Source organism: Comamonadaceae bacterium M7527, assembly GCA_021044545.1.
In the GTDB taxonomy this organism is placed as follows: Bacteria; Pseudomonadota; Gammaproteobacteria; order Burkholderiales; family Burkholderiaceae_C; genus RS62.
In genome coordinates this window covers 958,976-981,672 of sequence record CP087990.1, presented here as the reverse complement: position 1 = coordinate 981,672, position 22,697 = coordinate 958,976, and the positions used below count along the sequence as shown (strand labels likewise).

Genomic DNA, 22,697 nt, shown 5'->3' with positions numbered 1-22,697 from the left:
TTGGTGTTTACATCGGCTGCGCAGCATTTGCACGGACGCTTTGCGCGCTGGCTTATTTCTAAAATGGACGCTGTCATCAGCACCACGCCGCTGGCGGCCTCTTTTGTGCCCAACACCACAGCGGTTGTGCCCCACGGTATTGATTTGGCGCGCTTTTCAGTGCCTCAAGACAAAGCGCAAGCCTGGGCGCAAAGCGGCTTGGGTGGTAGCTACGGTATTGGTGTTTTTGGCCGCGTACGCCCGGACAAAGGCAGCGATATTTTTGTAGACGCCATGATTGATGCCTTGCCCATGTTGCCAGGCGCTACCGCCGTGATTGCAGGTCTTGCGCAACCCCAACACCAAAGCTATCAAGCCGAGCTGCGTCAGCGTATTGACGCGGCTGGCTTGACAGAGCCATTGTGTTGCTGGGTGAAGTGCCTGCGGGTGAGGTGCATGAGTGGTACCAGCGCTGCACCGTGTGTGTGGCTTGCCCGCGTTACGAGCCTTTTGGTCTCACACCTTTTGAAGCGGCGGCTTGCGGCTGCGCTTTGGTGTGCTCGGACACGGGCGCGTTCAGCATGTTGGTGCAAGACGGCGTGAACGGCTTTATGGTGCCACTTGAGGATGCACCGGCTGTGTCACACGCGGTGCAGCAAGTGCTGGCCGGCGGTGTGGCACAAGCCCAAGCCATGGGCTTGGCCGCACGCGAGCGCGTGGCCAGTCACTTTGCGCTTGCCCACGAGGCAGCAGGCATTGGCCGCGTGTATCAGAAACTGTTTGACCAAGCCGGCTGATGTTGATGCATACCCCTGCAGCGCTTAGCTTGCATGAGCGTTTGGTATTTGCCGGTTACCAGTGTGCGGTGCGCGCCTTGCAATGGGTGTTGCCGTTGAAGCTGGCCAAACGCGCGCGGCTGGAGCCCGGCTATGGTGTTGATGTACCAGCCCGCTTTGGCCACTACCCAAGTGCCCACACCATGCCAGACAAGGCGCAACAGTGGGTGTGGGTGCACGCGGTGTCGTTGGGTGAAACGCGCGCCAGCGTGGCGCTGGTTGATGAACTGCGCCAGCATTACCCGCAACTCAGGCTGCTGCTGACCCACGGCACGGCGACTGGCCTGGAGGCGGGGCGCGCCCTGTTGAAAGAGGGCGACGTACAAACCTGGTTGCCATGGGACAGCGCCAGCGCGGTCAACGGTTTTTTAAACCACTTTCGCCCGCGTATAGGCTTGGTCATGGAGACAGAGGTATGGCCTACGTTGTGTGTGCTCTGTGCGCGCCACGGCCTGCCTTTGTATGTGGTGAATGCGCGTATGTCGCAGCGGTCTATGGACAAGGCGCTGCGCTTGGCCACTTTATCGCGTTTGGCGTTTCGCCACTTGGCGGGCGTGGTGGCACAAACGGCGCAGGACGCACAGCGTTTTAAAGCTTTGGGTGCAACGGTAGTGGGCACTGTGGGTAACTTGAAGTTCGACATGCCCGTCAATGCGCAGCAAGTCGACACAGGTCAAGCGCTTGCTAAGCGACTAAGCCAACCGGTTGTGATGCTGGCCAGTAGCCGAGAGGGCGAAGAGGTCATGTGGTTGAAGGCTATAGACCAGCTGAACCCAGCGCAGCGCAACCAGGTGCAATGGCTGCTGGTGCCACGTCATCCGCAGCGCGTGGCCGAGGTGTATGCGCTGCTGGAAAATGCCGGCTGGCAGGTCAGCCTGCGCTCGGCCTGGGGGGAGCAGTTGCAACACGTGGCAAACCGTGAGGCCAGTGCGGCGCCTACGGTGTGGCTGGGTGACTCTATGGGCGAGATGGCCTTTTATTTCGCCATGAGCCGCGTGGCCCTGCTGGGCGGCAGCTTTGAGGCTTTGGGTGGGCAAAATTTGATAGAGGCCGCCGCCTGCGGTTGCGTGGTGGTTGCGGGCCCGCACACCTTTAACTTCGAGCAGGCCACTGAGCAAGCCATTGAGGCTGGGGCTTGCCTGCGGGTGCGTGATATGACGCAAGGCTTGACGGCTGCGCTGGCCTTGGTAGCGCCGCAAGCCGGAAAGCGGCCTGCCTATGAGGCCCGCGCGCAAGCCGCGCTGGCCTGGACCCACACCCACAGGGGGGCAGCCAGGCGTACGGTTGACTTGTTGGCGCCGAGTCTTTAACGGCTGCGGCCCATGCCGGGCTGGGCACGATTTAAGGCGTCATGAGCTTGTTCAGCGCAATCAGATCGTCAATTGATAAGGTGCCCGCAGCGAGTCGCAGTTGCAGACCACCTAACAATACTTCGTAGCGCGCCTTGGCCAATGCCGCCTGTGTTTTGAATACATTGGTCTGTGCGTTGAGCACGTCAATGTTGATGCGCACACCCACTTCGTAGCCCAGTTTGTTGGCGTCAAGCGCGCTTTGGCTGGACGCCAAAGCTGCCTCTAAGGCCTTTGTTTGGCTCATGCCGGACTGAAGGCCGAGATAGGCTGACTTCACTTGGTTGGTGACCTCGCGCATGGCTTGGTCTAGATTTGAGCGCGCTTGCGCTTCTTTGGCTACGGCTGCGTCAACGCCATTTGATACCGCCCCGCCCACATACAGCGGCATATTGAATTTCAATGCGATCTGGCTGGTGGGTTTGTAAGACGAGGTGTTGTTGGCGGTGTGTGATGCGCTTGTGCCATTTCGGTAGTAGCCAAGCGTTAGGTCTAGCGTGGGCAGGTGGCCGCCTTTGGCCGCGTCAACGTCATAGCCAGCATTGGTCAGTGCAATCTGGGCTGCGGTAACGGCGGTGCTGCTGTCTTGGGCTGTGCTGACCCATTGTTGGATGTCACCGCTTGGCAGTGGTGGCAGCTGTGGGTTTTCTAAACGGTAAGGCTGCGGATTTTGCAGACCTGTGACCTGGGACAAGGCCAATTCCAAGACGCGCAGGTTGTTGGCGCTGGCAATCTCTTGAGCCACGATGCTGTCGAATTGCGCTTGCGCCTCGCGTGCGTCGGTAATGGTGGTGTTGCCCACTTCGAAATTGCGTTTGGCGGCCTCAAGTTGTTGTTCAGCGGCTTTTTTGGAGGCTTTGACGCTGGCCAGTGCATCTTGTGCAGTCAGCACGTTGAAGTAGGCTTGCGCCACGCGCACCAGCAGGGCTTGCTCTGCGGCGCGCAACTGTACATCCGCGGCCTTCTCACCTTGCCTGGCCTTGCCAAAATTGGCGATATTGGTCGCTGAGTACAAGGATTGCGAAGCCACAATGCCGACCTGGTCTGTGGTGACTTTTGTATTGGGCGCTGTGTCCAGGTATACGGTGTTACGCGCTTGTTGAGCCTGCAATGCAATTTGGGGTAGTACGCCCGCCTCGCCTTGTTTGGCACTGGCGCGTGTTGCCTGCGCACCTGCCACGTCTGCCAGATAGGCGGCGTCGTAGGCGCGCGCGGCCTCCACCATACTGAGCAAACTTTGTGCGTGGGCGCCAAATGACCAGTTTGCCGCTATGAGGCCTACGGCTACAGCGACGGCGCGGGTGTTGAATGAAGCGATTGATTGGCGCATTGGTAGCATCCTGAACAACAAAATGACGGTGGTGTGTTTAGTACCGGGGAACGGAAGTGTCTAACTCTGTAGACCACGCGTCTATGCCGCCACTGATGTTGGCAACAACGGCATAGCCCATGTTTTCCAGAAACATGGCAACTTGCATGCTGCGTGAGCCGTGGTGGCATAAGCAGGCGATGGGGCGGTCTTTGTCTAGTGCGTGTACAGCTTCTGGCACGCTACGCATGGGCATGCGAATAATTTCAAATGCCTCATTGGCGTTGGGGCTGGCAAGTTCAAACTCATGCGGCTCGCGCACATCCAGCACTACAGGCTTGGCTTGTGTGTCAAGCTGGGCCAGCCAGTCGTTGAGTTGATTGGGTTGAATTTGAATCATGTAAGAGCACTAAAACGTGTTGGTGGGCGACTCAGAAGGTAAAGCCAGAGGGCTCGTCAAATCCTTGCAGCCGAGGTGCTACCGTCTCCCACGGTGTGGTGTGGCTAAAGGTGGCCTGCGCACCGTCTTCACCGCGCACAACCAGTGTGGCCTGCATCACCGGCTCTTGTCCGCAAATAGCAGCCAAGCGGCCACCAGGCTTTAGGTGCTGTAAAAAAGCTTGTGGCACAGCTGCGACAGAGCCGCTCAGCACTATGACGTCAAAGGGACCAAAGGCCGACCAGGTGCTCACTTGTGAGCCGTCGCCTTGCACCAGCTCGACGTTGTGCACGTTGGCTTGCTCTAGGTTGTCGCGGGCATTGGCCGCCATAGACTGGTTGTTTTCAACGGTGATAACGCGCTTGGCGTTGTAAGCCAGCAAGGCGGCCATGTAGCCAGAGCCTGTACCAATTTCAAGTACGGTGTCTGTGGGCAAGATATGGAGGTCTTGCAATAAACGGGCCTCAACGCGAGGCGCAAGCATGCACAAGCCAGCTTGGCTGGGCTGTGCGAGTGGAACTTCCAAGTCGCTAAACGCCAGGGCCTTGTGCGCGCTTGGTACAAATTGTTCACGCAGCACGCGGCCCAGGATAGCGAGTACATCTTTGTCCAACACGTTCCAAGGGCGAATTTGCTGCTCAATCATGTTGAAGCGGGCTTGTTCAATATCGATAACGGCTGACATGGATAACACTCCGAGGGCTATGTTGCTGGTGATAACAGGGTTGCTCTATTCTACTGAGCGCGGACGTTGTCATCGGTGGTTGCGGCGCGACCCATCAGCTTGCGTTTAAACCACTCGCCAAGGTCGTCCATGTAGCAATAGACCACAGGCACCACCACCAAGGTGAGCAGTGAGGCGGTGATCACGCCGCCAATAACGGCCTGGCCCATGGGCGCGCGTTGCTCAGCGCCTTCAGACAGGGCAAAGGCCAAAGGCACCATGCCAAAAATCATGGCCAGTGTGGTCATCAAAATAGGGCGCAACCGTACTTTGGCAGCCATTAGCAGTGCGTCTGTGCGGCCCATGGCGGGCATGTCAGGCGTGCCTGCGCGGGCTCTGATGGCAAAGTCCACCAGCAAAATGGCGTTTTTGGTGACCAAGCCCATGAGCATCACAATGCCAATCACTGAAAACATGGACATGCTGGACTGGAACATCAACAGCGTGAGCACCACGCCAATAAGCGTTAGCGGCAGGGCGCTCATCAGGGCCAGTGGCTGCAAGAAGCTCTTGAATTGGCTGGCCAGAATCATGTAAATGAACACAATGGCCAGCATCAGTGCCGATATGGCGTAGCCAAACGACTCTGCCATGTTTTTGGTAGAGCCCCCAAATTCGTAGCTGTAGCCTGGTGGCAGTTGCATGGCATCGAGGGTTTTGCGCACATCAGCTGAAATTTCGCCGGCTGAGCGTGCGTAGGCGTTGGCATTGATGGACACTTCGCGCGTGAGGTTGCGCCGGTTGATCTGGTTGGCGCCAGTGGCCTCTTGCACGTCAGCCACCTGGTCCAAACTCACAATACGCGGTGTGCCGTCGGTGTTGGTACCCACCACAAAGGGCAGTTGTTTGAGGTCTTCAATGTGGGTGCGCTGGTCAGCTGGCAAGCGCACGATCACGTCGTAGTTTTCATCGTCAGGTGCACGCCATGTGCCGACTGTTTGCCCGGCAATCAGTGTGCGCAAGCTGTGCGCCACAGGTCCTACTGACAAGCCCAAGTCACTGGCTGCGTCGCGTTTGACGCGCACGTCGATAGTGGGTTTGTTGGGTTTGATGCTGGAGTCCAGGTCCACCAGACCAGGGGTGCCCTCAATGCGCGCCAGCACTTGCTGGCTTAAGCGCTCAAGTTCGCGTAGGTCTGGCCCCATCAGTGAGAACTCGATTTGCTTGTTGCCGCCAACAGAGTCCAGCAAGCCCACGTGGGTGACTGTGATGCCGCTGATGCTGCGCAGGCGCTCGCGCAGTGTGGCCGACATGGCGTCTACCCCCAGCGTACGGTCTTTGCGGTCAACCAAGCGTACATACATGCTGGCGTACATCTTGCCCTGCGTGCTGCCCGAGTTGATGGTGCTTAGGGTGTAGCTCACTTCGGGGAAGCTGCGCACCACCGCTTCGACCTGGCGCACTTTGGCCTCGGTTGCCTCAAGTGACGAACCTACAGGGGTGTAGAAGTTCAGACGGGTTTCCGAGAAGTCAGCCTTGGGTACAAACTCTGTGCCCAGCAACGGCATCATGGCGATGCTGCCTACAAAGGTGGCCAGCGCAACGCCCAGTGTGGCCAGCTTGTGTCGTAGCGACCATCCCAGTATTTGCTGGTAGCCCTCTACCAATGTGTCTTGCCACATGTCAAAGGCGTGGGTGACGCGGCCAATCGTTTTGTTGTACATCGTATCTGGCTTAAATGGTTTGCCATGGTCGTCGATGGCGGGGTCGTGCCAGATGCTGGAGAGCATTGGATCCAGCGTAAAGCTCACAAACATGGAGATGAGCACGGCCGCGACTATGGTGATGCCAAACTGGTGGAAGAACTTGCCAATAATGCCGTCCATAAAACCAATAGGCGCAAACACTGCCACGATAGACAGCGTGGTGGCCAGCACGGCCAGGCCGATTTCCTGCGTACCGTCCATGGCTGCGGTGTAGGGGTCTTTGCCCATTTGTACGTGTCTGACAATGTTCTCTCGCACCACAATGGCGTCGTCAATCAGCAAGCCCACACTCAGCGACAAAGCCATGAGCGTGATCATGTTGATGGTGAAGCCAAACAGGTACATAAACAAAAACGTACCTATCAGCGCAATAGGCAGCGTCAGGCCGGTGATGACGGTAGAGCGCCATGAGTTCAAAAACAAAAACACGATGGCAATTGTTAAAAACGCGCCTTCAATCAGCGTTTGCTTGACGTTGTCTACCGACACCTTGATAGGCCTTGAGCTATCGCCAATCGGCTCCAGGCTCAGGCCTGGTGGCAGCTCGGCGCGCACCAGCTCAATTTGGGCTTTGAGTGCATCGGTGATTTGTATGGTGTTTTCGTCTTGTGCTTTTTGTACTTCCAGCAGCACAGTGCGTTGGCCGTTGTACAAGGCTAGGCTTTCTACCGCTTGCAAACCATCGGTAATGGTGGCGAGCTGGCCCAGGCGAATAACGGTACCGGCTCGCCTGGCCACAATGATGTTGGCAAAGTCTGCTGGGCGCTTGATACGCCCTTTGATTTGCACAACCGTTTCAAGCGCTTGTGATGCCAGCACACCCACGGGCAGGTCTTGGTTGTCGTTTTGAATGGCTGCAATGACTTGGTCTGCGCCTACACCCAAAGCGCGCATGGCTTGGGTGTTGAGTTCAATTTGAATGGCCCTGTCCGTGTTGCCCACCAGTGACACAGAGCCCACACCGCGCACGTTTTCCAGTTTTTTGCGCAGCACCTGGTCTGCCCAAGCGGTGGTTTGTGCGGTATCCAGGGCTTGTGGGTTGGCTGGGTCACTGATGACGGCGAGCGAGAAAATAGGTCGGCTGGATGGGTCAAAGCGCAGCACGCGTGGTTCTTGTACTTCGTCGCGCAAGGTGGGTTTTACTTGCGCAATTTTTTCGCGTACGTCCTCGGCTGCTTTGCGGCTGTCGACGTTGAGTTGAAACTCGGCGATGACCACAGACGAGCCTTGATAACTGCGTGAGGTGATGGCATTGAGGCCAGACAGGGTGTTGAGTGATTCCTCAATCTTGCGGCTGACATCGGTCTCCACAATTTCTGGCGAGGCACCAGGGTAGGAGGTTGATACCACCACCACCGGAAAATCCACGTTTGGAAATTGGTCAATTTGCAGGCGTTGGTAGCCAAATACGCCCAGCACCACAAAGGCCAACATGACCATGGTGGCAAATACGGGGTTGCGCAGGGAAACTTGGGTAAACCACATGATGCGTACCGCTTATTCAGCCAAAGAAACCGCAGTCTGTGCGGCAATCAAGCCGGCACCTGCTGTCAGCACCACCTCTTGCGCAGCTATGCCGCTAACGGCGGCAAATGCCTGGCCATTGAACTGGCCAGTGGCCTGCAAGCGCACGTTTATGTGTTGCACCACGCCGTCGTGCACCACTTGTACGTAGGGCGTAGGTTGGTCGTTGCGCACCGCATCTAGCGGCACCAATACGCCCTGAACGGCGCCAGTGGTCAGTAGGCCGGTTGCAAACTCGCCCACGCGCGCGCTGTTGGTGGGCAAGCGCAAGTAAACCGCCACACTGCGCGTGCTGGCTTGCACCGCTGCATTGATGCGCACAACGGTGGCGCTCACCTTTTGTGGTGTGCTCTCCAGTTGCAATGTTGCAGTTTGGCCTGCGCTAACGCTACTGGCTTGGGCAATGGGCAGCGCCACTTCCAGCTCTAGTTGCGAGGTGTCAACCAGGTCAACCACTGGGGCGTTAACGGCGACGCGTTCACCCACTTTGACATGGCGTTGCGTGACTTGGCCTGCAAAAGGAGCGCTGATGGTTGAGTCGCCCAAAGCGCGTTGCGCTATGGCTTGTGCGGCACGTGCGGCCTCCAGGTTGGCCTGCGCGGCGTCATAGTTGGTGTCTGAGGTGGCCAAGGCGGTGGCGGAGATAAAGCCTTTGTCTACCAAGGCTTTGTTGTTGTCGCGTTGGCGTTGCGCCAAGCTCAGCTGCGCAAGCGCGGCTTTGGTTTGCTGGGCAGCTTGTGCGGCCCGATCGCGTGCGTCTTGTGTGTCCAGCTGCACCAGGGCTTGGCCAGCTTGCACCAACTGGCCCTCACGTACCCATACTTTTTCAACCGCACCCACCACGTTGGACTTTAGCGTAGCGGCTTGAACCGCTTGCACAGTGCCGTTGATGGCAACGCTGGTGTTGAGTGTGCCGGCGCGCGCGCGCACCACATCTGCGGGCGCCAGGCTGTAAACAGTGGGCTCTTGCAGTTTGGCAGCGGCCACTTGGGCCTGCTCTTGTTGGTTGCTGCGTGCGACCAATGCACGCGCAATGCCAAAGATTAAGCCGGCCACTATCAAGGCCAAGGCTATCCATTTAAACGAAAAGAGTGTGCGCATGGTGTTTCGAACGTGTGTGAATGGTTGTGGTCAGGCGGGGTTGGCAATACCGTCTAGCAGGAGGCTGGCGTGGTTGTCTATAAAGGCGCGTGGCTCTATCGCTGGGCCACAAATGGGGTGCTTGTCGCCCATGGCTTGTTGCCACATGGCCAAAAACAACAGCGGAGAAAAGATATTCATGCACGTGAGGTTGAGATCAGTGGCGCGAAACTCGCCTCTGTCAACGCCTTGCTGCAAGATGTAGTGCATGTGTGCGATGCCTGGCTCTACCACTTCGGCCTGGTAAAACTCGGCCAGCTCAGGCAGATTGGCTGCCTCTTGCATCAGCAACCTGCTGATGCCTGCCGCCGGTGTAGAGCCCACATCTGTCCACCACTGGTGCAGCGACATCACCACCAGCTCTCGCGTGCTACCCGTGTGGTTGCGCGTCAGGTTGCGCCAGGTGTCAAGCGGCGCAGACAAGTTGGTGCGCACCACTGCTTTAAATAAATCTTGCTTTGTTTCAAAGTACACAAACACGGTGGCTTTGGAGACGCCTGCGCGCTTGGCTATGGTTTGTACACTCGCGCCCGCAAAGCCTTTGTCAACAAATTCGGCCAGTGCGGCTTCGACAATTTCAGCTGGCCTGGCTTCTTTGCGCCGACTGCGGCCCATGGCATGGCGCACAGTGGCGAGCATGGGGCAGTCTGTGCTAGGTGTCTTGTTGGGCTTGGTAGGCTTGGATGCGGGTTGAGACATAATTAATGACCGATTGGTCAATAATATACATCAACTCGCTGGCCGTCTGTGTGGCAGTTTTGTAATGTTTGGGTAAAGCTGGTGCAAGCTCCTGCGCCTTGAAGCTTGCTAAGCGCCCATGCAACTGAGCAGGCTGGGCTTTAAAAAAACGCCTGCAACCCCGTTTGCGCCCTGCCCAAAATGAGGGCGTGCACGTCGTGCGTACCTTCGTAGGTGTTGACGGTTTCCAGGTTGATCATGTGGCGAATCACGTGGTATTCGTCGTGTATGCCGTTGCCGCCGTGCATGTCGCGTGCCATGCGGGCAATATCCAGGGCCTTGCCACAGCTGTTGCGTTTGATCAGGCTGATCATCTCTGGGGCTGCGCGGTTTTCGTCCATGAGACGGCCTACGCGCAAACAGGCTTGCAAGCCCAATGTGATCTCGGTTTGCATGTCGGCCAGCTTTTTTTGAATCAACTGGTTTTGTGCCAGTGGGCGACCAAATTGTTGGCGGTCTAGTGTGTACTGGCGTGCACGTGTCCAGCAGTCTTCGGCCGCTCCCAAAGCGCCCCAGGCAATGCCGTAGCGGGCTTTGTTCAAGCAACCAAAGGGGCCTTTGAGGCCTTGGACATTGGGCAGCAGTTGTTCGGCCGGCACGAATACGTCGTCCATGACGATTTCACCGGTGATGCTGGCGCGCAAGCTCATCTTGCCTTCTATCTTGGGGGCGCTTAAGCCCTTCATGCCTTTTTCAAGAATAAAGCCGCGAATGGCAGACTGGTCTTGTGCCACGCCTTGCAACTTGGCCCACACCACAAATACGTCGGCAATGGGTGAGTTGGTAATCCACATCTTCGCGCCTTTGAGCACGTAGCCGCCGTCAACCGGTGTGGCTTTGGTGTCCATGTTGGCGGGGTCTGAGCCGTGGTTGGGCTCTGTCAGGCCAAAGCAGCCTACCCATTCGCCAGTGGCTAGTTTGGGCAAGTATTTTTGGCGTTGTTCTTCGCTGCCGTAGGCGTGAATGGGGTGCATAACCAACGAGCTTTGAACGCTCATGGCTGAGCGGTAGCCGCTGTCTACGCGCTCTACTTCGCGTGCCACCAGGCCATAGCTCACATAGTTCAGTCCGGCGCAGCCGTAGCCTTCAATGGTGCAGCCCAACAAGCCCATTTCACCAAACTCACTCATGATGTCGCGGTCAAAGTGCTCGTTGCGTGCGGCCATGAGCACGCGGGTTTGCAGTTTGTCCTGGCAAAACGTGTGCGCCGCATCGGCAATGGCGCGCTCGTCGTCTGTGAGGCTGTCGGCCAAATGCAAAGGGTCTTGCCAGTTGAATTGAGGTTTCATGGTGTTGTTGTCTTTAAAGGTGCGATGCTGGATATTGTTGCGCCTAGATCAATATATGTCTAATATAGAAAAGGTATTTATTGATATTTAATTTAAATCATGGAATTCAGACACCTGCGCTACTTTGTGGTGCTTGCAGAAGAGCTGCACTTTGGTCGAGCTGCCAAGCGCTTGGCCATTTCGCAGCCGCCGCTGAGCCTGAACATGCAGCAACTCGAGGCCTCTGTTGGTGCAAGGCTGTTAGACAGGGACAGCCGCAGCGTGCGCCTGACCGCAGCAGGCGTGGCATTTTTGAGCAAGGCGCAGGCGTTGTTGGCCCAAGCCGAACAAGCTGCGCGTGATGCACGCGATGTGGCCCAGGGCTTGGCTGGCAGTTTGCGTGTGGGCTTTGTGGGCAGCATGTTGCATATGCAGCTGCCGCAGCGCTTGCAGGCGTTTCAGCGCGACCATGCACAGCTCAAGCTAAGTTTGCTGGAGGCCAGCTCTGCCGAGCAACTGGACGCTTTGCGACAAGATCGGATAGACGTGGGTTTTGTGCACACCACCCATGTGCCGCCTGGCCTGGACAGCCGCGTGATCGCCAGCCAGCCCTTTGTGCTGTGCATGCCCACCAATCACCCCATGGCCAAGCCGCTGAAGCCAAAAAGCGGGCAGCTGCTGCAAGCCAAAGCCGTTTCCTTAACCACGCTTGGGCACAGTGCTTTGGTGTGCGTGGCACGAGCCGTTTCACCAGACTACTTCGATGCGCTGACGCACAGCTGTGCGCAAGCAGGTTGGGAACCGACTGTGCGACATGAGTTGAGGCACTGGCTGAGTGTGGTGAGTCTGGTGGCGCAAGGCCAGGGCGTGGCCATCGTGCCGCAAGCCCTGGCTGGCGCGGCAGTGCCGGGTGTTGTGTTTGCGCCGCTGCTGGACAGCTTGCCTGTTAACCACACCCACTGCGTGTGGCGCAGTCACCGCGCACACCAGGCCTTGAATGCCTTTTTGCAAACGTGGCCGCGTGTGGACGGCGACACACGCTGACGCCAAGTTGGCAATAATGTCCCACCTTGCAACCCAACACCAGCACCGGAGCCCACTATGCATACCAAGCACATCACGCTTAACAAAGCCAGTCAAGGCCTCACGCAACTTGCACTGGGTGGCGGCTGCTTTTGGTGCATTGAAGGGGTTTTTCAGCGCGTTCGCGGCGTGGTGGGTCTGGAGTCTGGCTACTGCAACGGCCACGTTATCAGCCCCAGCTACGAGCAAGTGTGTACCGGCACAACAGGTCATGCCGAGGTGGTGCTGGTCACGTTTGACCCCAGCATCATCAGTGTCGAGCAGTTGCTGCACATTTTCTTTGACGTGCACGACGCCACCACGCTAAACCGTCAGGGCAACGACGTGGGCACGCAATACCGCAGCGGTATTTACGCCACGCAAGTGGAGCAATTGGCGCAGGCCCAAGCCGTGATGGATGACATGCAATTGACGCAACCTGCGCTGGCAGGGCGCATCACCACCGAGCTGGCGATGATTGATGGCTACACCCCCGGTGAGGCTTACCACCAAAACTACTTTGTCAACAACCCCAACGCTGGCTACTGCGCCTTTGTAGTGGCCCCAAAAGTAGAGAAGTTTTTAAAGACTCACCAACAATTTGTGGCCTAAGGCAACAGGCCTCAAACAATGAACGTACTTGACTCAACCCAGTTGCTGCTGGCCTTGGCACCGGTGTTTGTGCTGATTGGTCTGGGTTGGTTCTCAGCGCGTATGGCCTGGATGAAGCTGGCGTCCATTGCTGACTTGTCCAAAGTGGTGTTTTATTTGTTTATGCCGGCCCTGTTGTTTCGCACCATGGCCAATGCCCACCTTGAGCAACTAGACCTCGCGCCCATAGCTGCTTACTTCACTGCCGCCTTATTGGTATTTGCCGTGGTGTTGTGGTGGCGTGGTGCCAGCGTAGCCAGTGCCACATGGGCCTTGGGCGCCGTGTTTTCCAACACGGTGATGATTGGCATTCCGTTGGTGAGTCTGGCCTTTGGGCCTAATGGTTTGGTGACTTTGCTAACCGTAGTGGCTGTGCACGCCATGGTCTTACTCACCGTAGGCACCATTGCCGCTGAGCTGAGTTTGCAAACAGCCAACTCGGCGCAAAACGCCAGCTTGTGGCGTGGGGTGTTGAAAGCGGTGCGCCAATCGGTGGTGCACCCTGTACCTATTCCTATTTTTTGTGGCTTGTTATTTGCGCAAACAGAGTTGGTGTTGCCCCAGGTGATAGACCAGCCCATGCGTTTGCTGGCCTCAGCGTTTGGTCCGGTGGCGCTAGTCATGCTGGGCGCGACCACGTTTTACCAGGGTGGCAAAAGCCAAATGGTGCAAGCCATCCCCATGTTGGCTATCAAGCTGTTGTTGTTGCCGCTTGCAGTGGGGCTGAGCGCCTGGGCCTATGGGTTGGCGCCAATGGCTGTGGCCGTGTTGGTGATGTGCGCTGCCTTGCCAGCGGGCGCCAATGTATTTATTTTCTCGCAGCGCTACGGCCAAAGCCAAGACCTGGTGGCGACTGGCGTGACCTTGGGCACGGTCGTGTGCATGCTGACCTTGCCTATGGTGATGGGCGCTCTGGCCTGGCTAGTTGCCTAAGTCAGTGCCCTGGCTGATGGCTCTGGCGGCTTGCACCTGGCTTTCAAAGTAGGCTTGAAAGCTCATCACCAGGCTGGACATAAAGCTCACAGAACCACACATCAAGGCCATTACCAGTGCAATCATGCTCAGCCAGTTGGTAAGGCCGCTGGCGTGGTCTTCGCCAAGTGCGGGCTGTACCTTGGCGTTGTACACGCGCTGCCAGCGCTCTGGGTTCATTAGTGCGTAAAAAATGCACTGAGCACACGCCACAGCCACGGCCATGCCAAGCACAGGTAGCAGCACCCACGCAGCGGTGTCGTCTTGCCCGATGTTGTTAAAGCGCATCAGGCCTATCCAGCCGGCGACAGTGGGTATGGGTGTGAGCCAGGCCCAGGCGTCGCGCCAGCCAAATAAATAAAAGCGATGCGCGCCAAACACGCCAAACAAAAAGGCCAGCCATGCGGCTGTGGTTTTTGATTTGACGCGGGAGCCTTGAGTGAGAGTCGTTTGAGTCATGAGTTCTTGGTTTTGGTGTGCCTGAAATTAGGCTGTTGGCGCTGTGCTGCTGCCGTCGCCCAGGGTGCGTTCCATCAGCACGATGTCTAACCAGCGGTCAAATTTCCAGCCGCAAGAGTGCATGCGTCCAGCCTCCACAAAGCCCATGGACTTGTGCAAGCCTATGGAGCCGGCGTTGTCTGAGTCACCAATAACGGCCATGACGTGGCGTATGCCGCTGGCTTGCATTCGTGCGAGCAACTCCACCATCAGGGATTTGCCAATGCCTTTGCCTTGATGGCCGGGCGCGATGTAAACCGAATCTTCAGCGCTAAAGCGGTAGGCCGGGCGCTGTTTAAACCAGTTGCCATACGCAAAGCCCAGCACCACGCCGTTTTGCTCAGCGACCAAATAGGGCAAGCCTTTGCCCAATACGTCAGCTCGTCGTTGCGTCATGTCGGCCAGCGTGGGTGGGTCCGTCTCAAAAGTGCCGGTGCCGTGCAGCACATGGTGGGCGTAAATAGCCGTAATGGCGTCCAGGTCGCTGTCTTGGCTGGGTCTGACGGTAGTGGGTTGCATGGTCTAAAGCGGGGGAGGTCAAAAACTGGGGCGCAGATTGAAAGACGTCATTGTGTATGAACTTGTATGCCCTCGGCGTTGGCTGTGCCATGGCGCTGGTTGGGCGGCTTGTAGATTGCGCAAAAACTAGCTTATAATCTTGGGTTTCGTGGCGTTTCGCTGGCCGGGTGGCCAGTCGTGTTCTCAACCGCTTGAAAATTTACGGAACATGCAAACAAACCGCATGCCCCACCCAAAGGATTAATCATGGTCGTTATCCGACTTTCCCGCGGCGGCTCCAAAGCACGCCCTTTTTACAACATTGTTGCTGCTGACAAGCGCAACCGCCGCGATGGCCGTTACCTTGAGCGCATTGGTTTTTACAACCCGATGGCGCGCGGTGCTGAAGAGCCATTGCGTATTGTGCAAGACCGCTTGACCCACTGGTTGTCAGTAGGCGCACAGCCTTCAGACACTGTGAGCCGCTTGATCAAGCAAGGCGCGAAAGCTGCCAAAGCGGCCGCTTAACAGCTACGCGCAAGCGTAAAAGGGCGTACGCACCCAAGGGTGTGTGCGCTTTTTTTTCGTTTGCCTTTTAATCACCACAACACCTGATTGCCCGCCACTGTATGACCCCCAACACTGCCCCTACTGCAATGATGCGTGCCGCTGTTCCTGATGACGGCGTGGCGCTGGGACGCTTGCAAGGCGCTTGGGGTGTCAAGGGCTGGAGCAAGTTGTTGCCCTACAGCGCTGATGCCGACGTGTTGCTGGGCGCTAAAACCTGGTACTTGCAAGCCCCGACTGGGCGCTACGCAAAGGGCTTTGAGGCTTTTGAAGGCTGTGTGCGCATTGCGGTAGACCAATGCAAGCCGCACTCGGATGCATTGGTGGTGCACTTTGAGGGTATAGACGACAGAGACCAAGTGCATGCACTAAGGGGTGCTGAGGTTTGGGTGAGTCGCGCTGAGTTTCCCAAGGTGGCCTCAGACGACGAGTTTTACTGGGTTGACCTCATTGGTTGCGAGGTGGTGAACCGCCAGGGTGAGGTGTTGGGGCGTGTACAAGAGATGTTGTCTACAGGCCCGCAAGCCGTGCTGTGCATCACACAAACGCCTACCGATGACCCCAAGCTGCAGCGGCTTATCCCGTTTGTGGCGCAGTACATAGACGCGGTGAGCTTGTCAGATCAGCGCATCACAGTGGACTGGCTGGCCGACTACGATTAGGTTGTAGCCAACTCAGCAGCACATAAAACCATGCGCTTAGACATCATTACCCTGTTTCCTGAGCTGTTTGCGCCCACTACGGCGCACGGCATCAACAGGCGCGCGTTTGAATCGGGGCAGGTGGATGTGCGCTTGTGGCAGCTGCGCGATTTTGCCAGCGGCAACTACCGACGCGTAGACGACAGGCCATTTGGCGGTGGCCCTGGCATGGTCATGCTGGCTGAGCCTTTGTTTGCCGCATTGCAAGCCATTCGCGCGGACAGAGGCCTGGCCGCTTTAGACCCGCAAGCGGGTGACAGTCCAGTCCAAGATTTACCGGTGGTGTTGTTTTCTCCTCAGGGCCAACGGATCAGGCATGACTTGGTGGCCAGTTGGGCGCAGCCCGCAGCCGATGCGGTGTGGGTGTGCGGCCGCTATGAGGGCGTAGACCAGCGCTTTGTTGACCGCTACGTCACTCACCAATTGAGTTTGGGTGACTTTGTGTTGTCTGGCGGTGAGTTGGCCGCCATCCCCTTGCTGGATGCCATTGCCAGGCTGCAGCCCGGGGTGTTGTCCGATGAGCAAAGCCACTTGCAAGACAGCTTCAACCCCAGCATTGATGGCTTGCTGGATTGCGACCACTACACGCGTCCAGAAGAGTGGCAAGGGCTTAGACCGCCCGAGGTATTGCTGCAAGGCAACCACCAAGCCATTGCCCAATACAGGCGCGAGGCAAGCCTGCAAGCCACGGCTAGCAAACGTCCTGATGTGTTGGCCGTAGTCGATGCGGCAGGTCTGCTCAGCAAGGCTGACAAGCGCTTTGTAAACGGGCTATAATGGCGGGCTAACCGATCCTCTATGTGGCCGCTTTGATGAGCGACTGACTTGATAGGCAAGCTTCAGCGTCACAAGGCCTTGTGTAGCGCACATATGATCGACTAAGAGGACCTTATGAACTTGATCCAAGAATTAGAGCAAGAAGAAATTGCTCGTTTGAACAAAACAATTCCAGCTTTCGCGCCTGGCGATACCGTGATTGTGAGCGTGAACGTCGTTGAAGGTACACGCAAGCGTGTGCAGGCTTACGAAGGTGTGGTGATTGCCCGCCGCAACCGTGGCCTCAACAGCAACTTCATCGTTCGCAAAATTTCTAACGGCGAAGGCGTTGAGCGTACGTTCCCGCTGTACAGCCCACGTATTGCCGCTATTGAAGTGAAGCGCCGTGGTGATGTGCGTCGTGCCAAGTTGTACTACCTGCGTGATCGCAGCGGCAAGTCAGCGCGTATTAAAGAAAAGCTTGTGTCAAAAAACAAGGCCTGATTGCAATGCGCATGGGGCGTTTGACAACTGGCTAAGTTGTTGCAGTCGTCCCACCCAAACAACCGCTTTTGGCGTTACGCCTCAAGCGGTTTTTTGTTGCCTGCTTGTTGGGGTTGTCTGGATGTGCAAGACCTGTTGCTTATATGACTGGTGCATGTTGCATTGCTGGTTAAGCTTGTGCAACGCCTTAAAACCATGAGCCAACAACCGCCATCAACTTTTAACCCCCGCTTGGTACCAGCCCAGCCCGCGCCGGCCCACGAGCTGGCGGTAGATGCTGCATTCTTAACGGCGGCATCCATTCGCAGCCGTTTTAGCGCACAGGTGGATTGGATGCCTGATGTGGTGCAAGAGCCCAGCTGGGGGCCGGTAGAGCGCTTGCGAAAAGCCGCAGTGCTGGTGGCTTTGGTGCAGCGAGATGAGTTGCATGTGGTGTTGACCCACCGTTCAGCGCATTTGCCAACCCACGCGGGTCAAGTGGCATTTGCTGGCGGAAAAATTGACGCCACAGACGCCAGCGCTGAGGCTGCTGCGCTTCGTGAGGCCCATGAAGAAATTGGTGTTCCGCCAGCTGGTGTGTCCGTCTTGGGGCGACTAAGCGACTACACCACGGGTACTGGCTTTCATATCACGCCAGTGGTGGCGTTGCTGCCAGCTGAAACGCGTTATGTGCCGGAGGCGGGTGAGGTCGACCAGGTGTTTGAGGTGCCGCTGTCTTTTTTGGCCAACCCAGCCAATCACCGTCGCCACGCAGCCACGCGTGACGGCATCAAGCGTCAGTGGTGGTCTATGCCTTACACCGATGCTGCTGGGCAACAGCACTTTATATGGGGCGCCACAGCGGGTATGTTGCGTAACCTGTACCAATTTTTGCGCGCTCCTATGAGCTGAGTTTGAGTTGTAAAACACGTCAGCCGCTATGATTGCAACATGCTATTTGTTGCCCTACTTGCCGCTTTCTTTATTGAACAACTGGTGCCTTTGACCGAGGACAATGCGGTACACCTTGCTGCCAAGCGTTGGGCCTTTTTTGCGCGTGGCAAAGTCTTTGCCACACAAACCTGGCATGTGTGGTTGTGGTGGTCGGCTGCTGTGTTGTTGCCGGTAGCGCTAAGCGTGCTGGTATATCAGCTTTTGTTGGCGCTATGGCTGCCATTGGCTTGGCTGTGGCTGGTGGGTGTGTTGTACCTCACCATGGGCTTTCGTCAGTTTAGCCACCACTTTTCCCGTATCCGCGACGCCTTGCAGGAAGGCCGTGAAGACGAAGCGCGCGCGGCTTTGGCGCAGTGGCGTCAGGTAGACGACGCACAGGCACAGCGCCCAGACTGGGTTGCACGCGTGCTGTCATTGGCGCTGTTGGCCGCGCAACGCCACGTACTGGGCGTGTTGGTGGCTTTTGTGGTGCTGGGCGTATTGGGCTTGGGCCCTGCAGGCGCGGTGCTGTACCGCATGACCGAATACGTTGCACGCCTTTGGCGTGTGCCAGTGCTGGCACTTGAGTCTGATGCCGAACTCAGCGAAGACCAACTGGAGGTGGCAACGCAGTGCAGCCTGGTGGCAGGCATGGCATGGCACTACCTGGACTGGCTGCCAGTACGCGCCAGTGCATTGGGTTTTGCTGCAGCGGGTAACTTTGAGGGTGTGGTGGGCGCTTGGCGCGACGCCTATGACAACGCCGACACCAGTAACGACAGCTTGTTGCTGGCCGCTGGTGCAGGTGCGTTGAACGTGACGCTGCAAAATGGCCCACTTCAGCAGCGTCACGATGACGATCAAGACAGTGCGCAGGCTACAAGTGCTGATTTGTCTGTGATGAGTGCAGCCATGCTGGATGACGCGTTCAGCGCCGAGGCTGGCCTGCAAGAAGGTCCGGTCGCATGCGCCAAACCGTGGCATGTGGCCGCTTTAGCGGGCCTGGTGTGGCGTGTTGTTGTGTTGGCCATGGGCGTGTTGGCCGGTTTAACGCTTGTGGCCTGGATCAACTAGACCCAGTAATGCTGTGCACTTCAGCGGTAGCTTAGCAAGTTGTCCAGCAAGTCAAACAGTTCTTGGTAAATGCGGTAGCGGTTCTCACAAATATCGCCACTGTCTACCGCTTGCTGCACGGGGCAACCAGGCTCATGCATGTGCGTGCAGTTGTGAAATTTGCAGCCGCCCATGTGCTTGGCCAAGTCCGGCATCCACTTGGCCAGCTCGGCGGCCTTGATGTGGTGCAAGCCAAACTCCTGAAACCCAGGTGAGTCAATCAAGGCGCCACTGTGGGCCTCGTCTAGCCAGTACCAGGTGGTGCTGGTGGTGGTGTGTTTGCCACTGTTGAGTGCGCGCGAAATCTCCTGCGTCAGCACGGCTGCTTGCGGCACCAGCGTATTGATCAGTGTGCTTTTACCCGCGCCACTTGGCCCCAACACCAGGCTTACTTTGTTGCGCAACTGCGCCTGCAACTCGTCTACGCCAAAGCCCTGTTCACGGTTTAGCGACAGTGCCAGCATCTGCACGCCCATGTCGCGATAGGGCTGCAAGCGCTGCCACGACTTGGCAAACAAGTCGCGCAAGTCGTACTTGTTCAGCACGATCAGGGCGTCTATGCCTTGGGCTTGTGCGGCAATCAGTGCGCGGCTAAGCTGCATGTCTGAGTATTCAGGCTCTGCGCCTAAAAACACCACAATTTGGTCTATGTTGGCGGCAAACGACTTGGTGCGCATGTCGTCCTGTCTGAAAAACAGGTTGCGCCGTGGCACTACGGCTTCTATGGTGCCTTGGTCTGTAGACAGCGACCAGCGCACGCGGTCACCTACAACGGCTTGGTTTTTTTGCCGCGTGGATGGCACAAACGCACTTCGCCGTCGTCGCACAGTACGCTGACGTGCCTGCCAAATGTGGCAGTGACCAAACCTTGCTCAAATTGTTGACTGGCGGCTGCTGCACGCTGGCTTTTACTGGCGGTGTGTTTGGCCATGGTTAGGCGTTGCCCTTTGCGAACAAGGCGTCAGTACGTGCTGCTGCATCAAAGTCAAGCTGCGTGATACCACTGGGCTCATGCGTAGACCACTGCACCACGCACGCACCAAACGTGATGTGCAAGCTGGGGTGGTGATCGAGCTGGTGTGCCACAAACGCCACCGCATTAGCAAAAGCCATGGTTTCAAGGTGCGAGGCAAATGTAAATCGCTTGCACAAGCGGTCGTCTTCTATGCGCCAGCCTAGGGCTACTTCACCGTTTAGCTTGGTCAGGTGCGCCACTACGGCGCTGGCTGTCAGTAGGTTGGGGCGGCTCATGCTGTGGCTTGCTGTTGAATGTGGGCCAATCGTTCAATGGCTGGTGGATGCGACGCGTAAAAGCGCGCGTAAAGCGGGTCGGGCGTGAGCGTGTTGGCATTGTCTGTGTACAGCTTTGTCAGTGCACTGGCCAAGGCGTTTGCGCTGGCGTGCGTGGTGGCGTAGCGGTCAGCCTCAAACTCGTTGGCGCGCGAGCCGTGCGCCATGATGGGGCTTACAAAAAAGCCCACTACCGGCGCGGCGAACATAAACAGCAACAAGGCCAGGGCATGGTTGGCCCCCTCAAGATTGGGCAACACACCCAGGCCAGTAAAAAACCAGACCTGCGTGCCCAGCCAGGACAACACTGCCAGCGCCACAGCACTCATGGCAAATACCATGAGCAAGCGTTGGCGAATGTGCTTGTGGTGAAAGTGGCCCAACTCGTGCGCCAGTACCGCTTTGACTTCTTCTACGCTGAGCTTGTCCAGAAGCGTGTCAAAAAAGACCACGCGCTTGGATTTGCCCAAGCCCGTGAAGTAGGCGTTGGCGTGTGCGCTGCGCTTGCTGCCGTCCATGACAAACAAACCCTCTGTTTCAAAGCCGCAGCGTTCAATGAGTTTGGTGGCTTCAGCCTTTACATCTTCACGCGTGAGGGGCTCAAACTTGTTAAATCGTGGCGCAATCCATTTGGGGTAAACCACCATGATGAAGGTGTTAAAGCCAACCCACAACAACCACACCCAAAGCCACCACATGGCACCAGTGGCTTGCATCAAGGCCAGGGCTGCCCAGGCCAGTGGCAGCATCAGGGCCAGGCCCATAACGGCACCTTTAACCAGGTCGCCAAGCCATAGCCTCAGGGTTGAGTTGTTAAAGCCAAAACGGGCCTCAAGTTTGAATGTCACCCACCAGCTCAGTGGTAAGTCGATAAGGCCGCCAATGAGCATTACGCTGACCAGCAATACCAGTTGCTGCGCCATGCCAGCGCCCATGGCTTGTAGCAGCCACGCGTTGAGCCAGCTCAAGCCACCCAGTAGCGTCCAGGCCAGCAACACGGCTGCGCTAAAAACGATTTGCCAATTGCCCAGGCGCAATTTGGCCAAGGTGTAGGCGGCGGCCTTTTGGTGGTCTGCCAGGCTGACAGTGGCTTCAAATGCGCTGGGCACTGCGGTGCTGTGCGTGTGCACATGGTGTGCTTGGCGTGCGTTTAGCCACAGCTGTATGGCCGTGCGCAGCAACAAGACGCCGGCAAAGCCCATGGACAATAAAAAAGAGTAGTTGGTCAAAGCAGCAAGCGCTCCGCAGATGGCGCCGCCTTTTGCAGGGCTAGGCGCGTTGATTTACACAGACGTCATTGTGGCAGTTTTGCTTGAGTGACAATAAAGGCATGAGCACATTGCCCCCATCTACTGCCGCCGCTGCCGCAACGCACAGCAACACACTTGTCAAAAGCGACCAAAACCTGGTCTGGCTGGATTGTGAAATGAGCGGGCTTGACCCTGAAAAAGAGCGGCTACTGGAAATTGCCGTGGTGATCACCAACGCTGATTTGTCGGTGCGTGTGGAAAGCCCCGTTTTTGTGATTCACCAGGACGATGCTTTGCTAGACGCCATGGACGCCTGGAACAAAGGCACGCACGGCAAAAGTGGCCTGATAGACAAGGTCAAAGCCAGTACCGTCACCGAAGACGCCGCCGCCGAGGCTTTGCTGGCTTTCATGAAGAAATACGTGCCCAAGCAGGCAAGCCCCATGTGCGGCAACACCATCAGCCAGGACAGGCGGTTTTTAGTGAAGTACATGCCCAAGTTTGAGGCCTACTTTCACTACCGTTGCTTGGACGTGAGCACACTCAAAGAGCTGTCACGCCGCTGGCGTCCAGAGGTCTACAAGAGCTTTAAGAAGCAGCAAGCCCACACTGCCTTGGCAGATGTGCACGAGTCTATTGACGAGCTGGTGCACTACCGCACGCATTTTTTGCGCATGCAGGCTGAGCCCACTGCTGCCATTGATCCCACTGAGTCACATTAAATAGCTTGTGGCTGTTGGGCTTTTGAAAGGCTCACCATATTTCGCTTGTGGTAATTGACAAGCTTGTGCAATAATAGGGTTTTCCCGCAGAGTGGGCGTGCACAAGTTGTACCCAGTAGTAGCTAGTGGCGGGAATTGCTCATCAGCCTCACGCCTTGGCCGGCTGATGTTTGCAGGCAAACCGCACAC

23 protein-coding genes and 1 pseudogene are annotated in these 22,697 nt (G+C 57.1%); 12 read left to right on the top strand and 12 right to left on the bottom strand.

The features are described from left to right. The first annotated feature begins 431 nt into the window (after positions 1-431). Positions 432-776, top strand: a complete 345-nt coding sequence (locus LN050_04670; GenBank protein ID UFS57320.1) for a glycosyltransferase family 4 protein — start codon at positions 432-434, stop codon at positions 774-776. Beyond that, positions 776-2,125, top strand: coding sequence for a 3-deoxy-D-manno-octulosonic acid transferase (locus LN050_04665; protein UFS57113.1), 1,350 nt, complete (start codon positions 776-778; stop codon positions 2,123-2,125). The genes LN050_04670 and LN050_04665 overlap by 1 nt, the downstream gene beginning before the upstream one ends. Positions 2,126-2,156: 31 nt before the next feature. Here the strand turns inward: LN050_04665 and LN050_04660 are convergent, their stop codons facing one another. The 7 genes from LN050_04660 to LN050_04630 all read right to left on the bottom strand — a co-directional run bounded on the left by LN050_04660 (position 2,157) and on the right by LN050_04630 (position 11,033). Next, the gene (locus LN050_04660; GenBank protein ID UFS57112.1) at positions 2,157-3,494 is read right to left on the bottom strand and encodes a TolC family outer membrane protein; all 1,338 of its coding nucleotides are present in this window, start codon (positions 3,492-3,494) and stop codon (positions 2,157-2,159) included. Between the two features lie 37 nt (positions 3,495-3,531). Beyond that, complete coding sequence (locus tag LN050_04655; protein UFS57111.1) at positions 3,532-3,873, bottom strand: sulfurtransferase; 342 nt, start codon at positions 3,871-3,873, stop codon at positions 3,532-3,534. Positions 3,874-3,904: 31 nt separating this feature from the next. Next, on the bottom strand, positions 3,905-4,597 hold the full coding sequence (locus tag LN050_04650; GenBank protein UFS57110.1) for a protein-L-isoaspartate O-methyltransferase: 693 nt from the start codon (positions 4,595-4,597) through the stop codon (positions 3,905-3,907). Positions 4,598-4,647: 50 nt separating this feature from the next. Continuing rightward, positions 4,648-7,827, bottom strand: coding sequence for an efflux RND transporter permease subunit (locus LN050_04645; GenBank protein ID UFS57109.1), 3,180 nt, complete (start codon positions 7,825-7,827; stop codon positions 4,648-4,650). A gap of 12 nt (positions 7,828-7,839) precedes the next feature. Continuing rightward, complete coding sequence (locus LN050_04640) at positions 7,840-8,967, bottom strand: efflux RND transporter periplasmic adaptor subunit (protein ID UFS57108.1); 1,128 nt, start codon at positions 8,965-8,967, stop codon at positions 7,840-7,842. Between the two features lie 30 nt (positions 8,968-8,997). Further along, a complete protein-coding gene (locus LN050_04635; protein ID UFS57107.1) occupies positions 8,998-9,705 on the bottom strand; it encodes a TetR/AcrR family transcriptional regulator in 708 nt (235 codons plus the stop codon). Between the two features lie 140 nt (positions 9,706-9,845). Further along, positions 9,846-11,033, bottom strand: coding sequence for an acyl-CoA dehydrogenase (locus tag LN050_04630; GenBank protein UFS57106.1), 1,188 nt, complete (start codon positions 11,031-11,033; stop codon positions 9,846-9,848). A gap of 99 nt (positions 11,034-11,132) precedes the next feature. On the opposite strand from LN050_04630, the gene LN050_04625 reads away from it, so the two are divergent. The 3 genes from LN050_04625 to LN050_04615 are packed head-to-tail and all read left to right on the top strand — an operon-like array spanning position 11,133 to position 13,658. Next, on the top strand, positions 11,133-12,056 hold the full coding sequence (locus LN050_04625) for a LysR family transcriptional regulator (protein ID UFS57105.1): 924 nt from the start codon (positions 11,133-11,135) through the stop codon (positions 12,054-12,056). 57 nt (positions 12,057-12,113) lie between these two features. Beyond that, a complete protein-coding gene (gene msrA / locus LN050_04620; GenBank protein ID UFS57104.1) occupies positions 12,114-12,686 on the top strand; it encodes a peptide-methionine (S)-S-oxide reductase MsrA in 573 nt (190 codons plus the stop codon). An 18-nt stretch (positions 12,687-12,704) separates the two neighbouring features. Then, on the top strand, positions 12,705-13,658 hold the full coding sequence (locus LN050_04615; GenBank protein UFS57103.1) for an AEC family transporter: 954 nt from the start codon (positions 12,705-12,707) through the stop codon (positions 13,656-13,658). Here LN050_04615 and LN050_04610 read toward each other — a convergent pair. Next, positions 13,647-14,156 (bottom strand): TM2 domain-containing protein, encoded by a 510-nt coding sequence (locus tag LN050_04610; GenBank protein ID UFS57102.1) that lies wholly within the window; start codon positions 14,154-14,156, stop codon positions 13,647-13,649. The two genes, LN050_04615 and LN050_04610, sit on opposite strands and share 12 nt — an antisense overlap. A gap of 27 nt (positions 14,157-14,183) precedes the next feature. Beyond that, positions 14,184-14,714: an N-acetyltransferase family protein gene (locus LN050_04605; protein ID UFS57101.1), complete on the bottom strand. Its 531-nt coding sequence runs from the start codon at positions 14,712-14,714 to the stop codon at positions 14,184-14,186. Positions 14,715-14,960: 246 nt separating this feature from the next. On the opposite strand from LN050_04605, the gene rpsP reads away from it, so the two are divergent. The 6 genes from rpsP (at position 14,961) to LN050_04575 (ending at position 19,207) form a co-directional block, all read left to right on the top strand. Next, complete coding sequence (rpsP, locus tag LN050_04600; GenBank protein UFS57100.1) at positions 14,961-15,221, top strand: 30S ribosomal protein S16; 261 nt, start codon at positions 14,961-14,963, stop codon at positions 15,219-15,221. Between the two features lie 101 nt (positions 15,222-15,322). Next, complete coding sequence (gene rimM / locus LN050_04595) at positions 15,323-15,922, top strand: ribosome maturation factor RimM (GenBank protein UFS57099.1); 600 nt, start codon at positions 15,323-15,325, stop codon at positions 15,920-15,922. Positions 15,923-15,952: 30 nt separating this feature from the next. Beyond that, positions 15,953-16,738, top strand: coding sequence for a tRNA (guanosine(37)-N1)-methyltransferase TrmD (gene trmD, locus LN050_04590; protein ID UFS57098.1), 786 nt, complete (start codon positions 15,953-15,955; stop codon positions 16,736-16,738). A 114-nt stretch (positions 16,739-16,852) separates the two neighbouring features. After that, positions 16,853-17,221, top strand: a complete 369-nt coding sequence (rplS, locus tag LN050_04585; protein UFS57097.1) for a 50S ribosomal protein L19 — start codon at positions 16,853-16,855, stop codon at positions 17,219-17,221. Positions 17,222-17,416: 195 nt separating this feature from the next. Further along, positions 17,417-18,112: a CoA pyrophosphatase gene (locus LN050_04580; protein ID UFS57096.1), complete on the top strand. Its 696-nt coding sequence runs from the start codon at positions 17,417-17,419 to the stop codon at positions 18,110-18,112. A 39-nt stretch (positions 18,113-18,151) separates the two neighbouring features. Continuing rightward, the gene (locus LN050_04575) at positions 18,152-19,207 is read left to right on the top strand and encodes a cobalamin biosynthesis protein CbiB (GenBank protein ID UFS57095.1); all 1,056 of its coding nucleotides are present in this window, start codon (positions 18,152-18,154) and stop codon (positions 19,205-19,207) included. A 20-nt stretch (positions 19,208-19,227) separates the two neighbouring features. On the opposite strand, the pseudogene rsgA reads toward LN050_04575, so the two are convergent. The 3 genes and pseudogenes from rsgA to LN050_04560 all read right to left on the bottom strand — a co-directional run bounded on the left by rsgA (position 19,228) and on the right by LN050_04560 (position 21,738). Further along, positions 19,228-20,177, bottom strand: a pseudogene (gene rsgA, locus LN050_04570) (ribosome small subunit-dependent GTPase A). A 2-nt stretch (positions 20,178-20,179) separates the two neighbouring features. Then, positions 20,180-20,497 carry a 4a-hydroxytetrahydrobiopterin dehydratase gene (locus LN050_04565; GenBank protein UFS57094.1) on the bottom strand — a complete coding sequence of 106 codons (318 nt, stop codon included), beginning with the start codon at positions 20,495-20,497 and terminating at the stop codon, positions 20,180-20,182. Then, the gene (locus LN050_04560) at positions 20,494-21,738 is read right to left on the bottom strand and encodes a M48 family metallopeptidase (protein ID UFS57319.1); all 1,245 of its coding nucleotides are present in this window, start codon (positions 21,736-21,738) and stop codon (positions 20,494-20,496) included. Before LN050_04560 ends, LN050_04565 begins: the two co-directional genes overlap by 4 nt. Positions 21,739-21,866: 128 nt before the next feature. Between LN050_04560 and orn the strand changes: the two genes are divergently transcribed. Beyond that, a complete protein-coding gene (gene orn / locus LN050_04555; protein UFS57093.1) occupies positions 21,867-22,508 on the top strand; it encodes an oligoribonuclease in 642 nt (213 codons plus the stop codon). Positions 22,509-22,697: the final 189 nt, after the last annotated feature.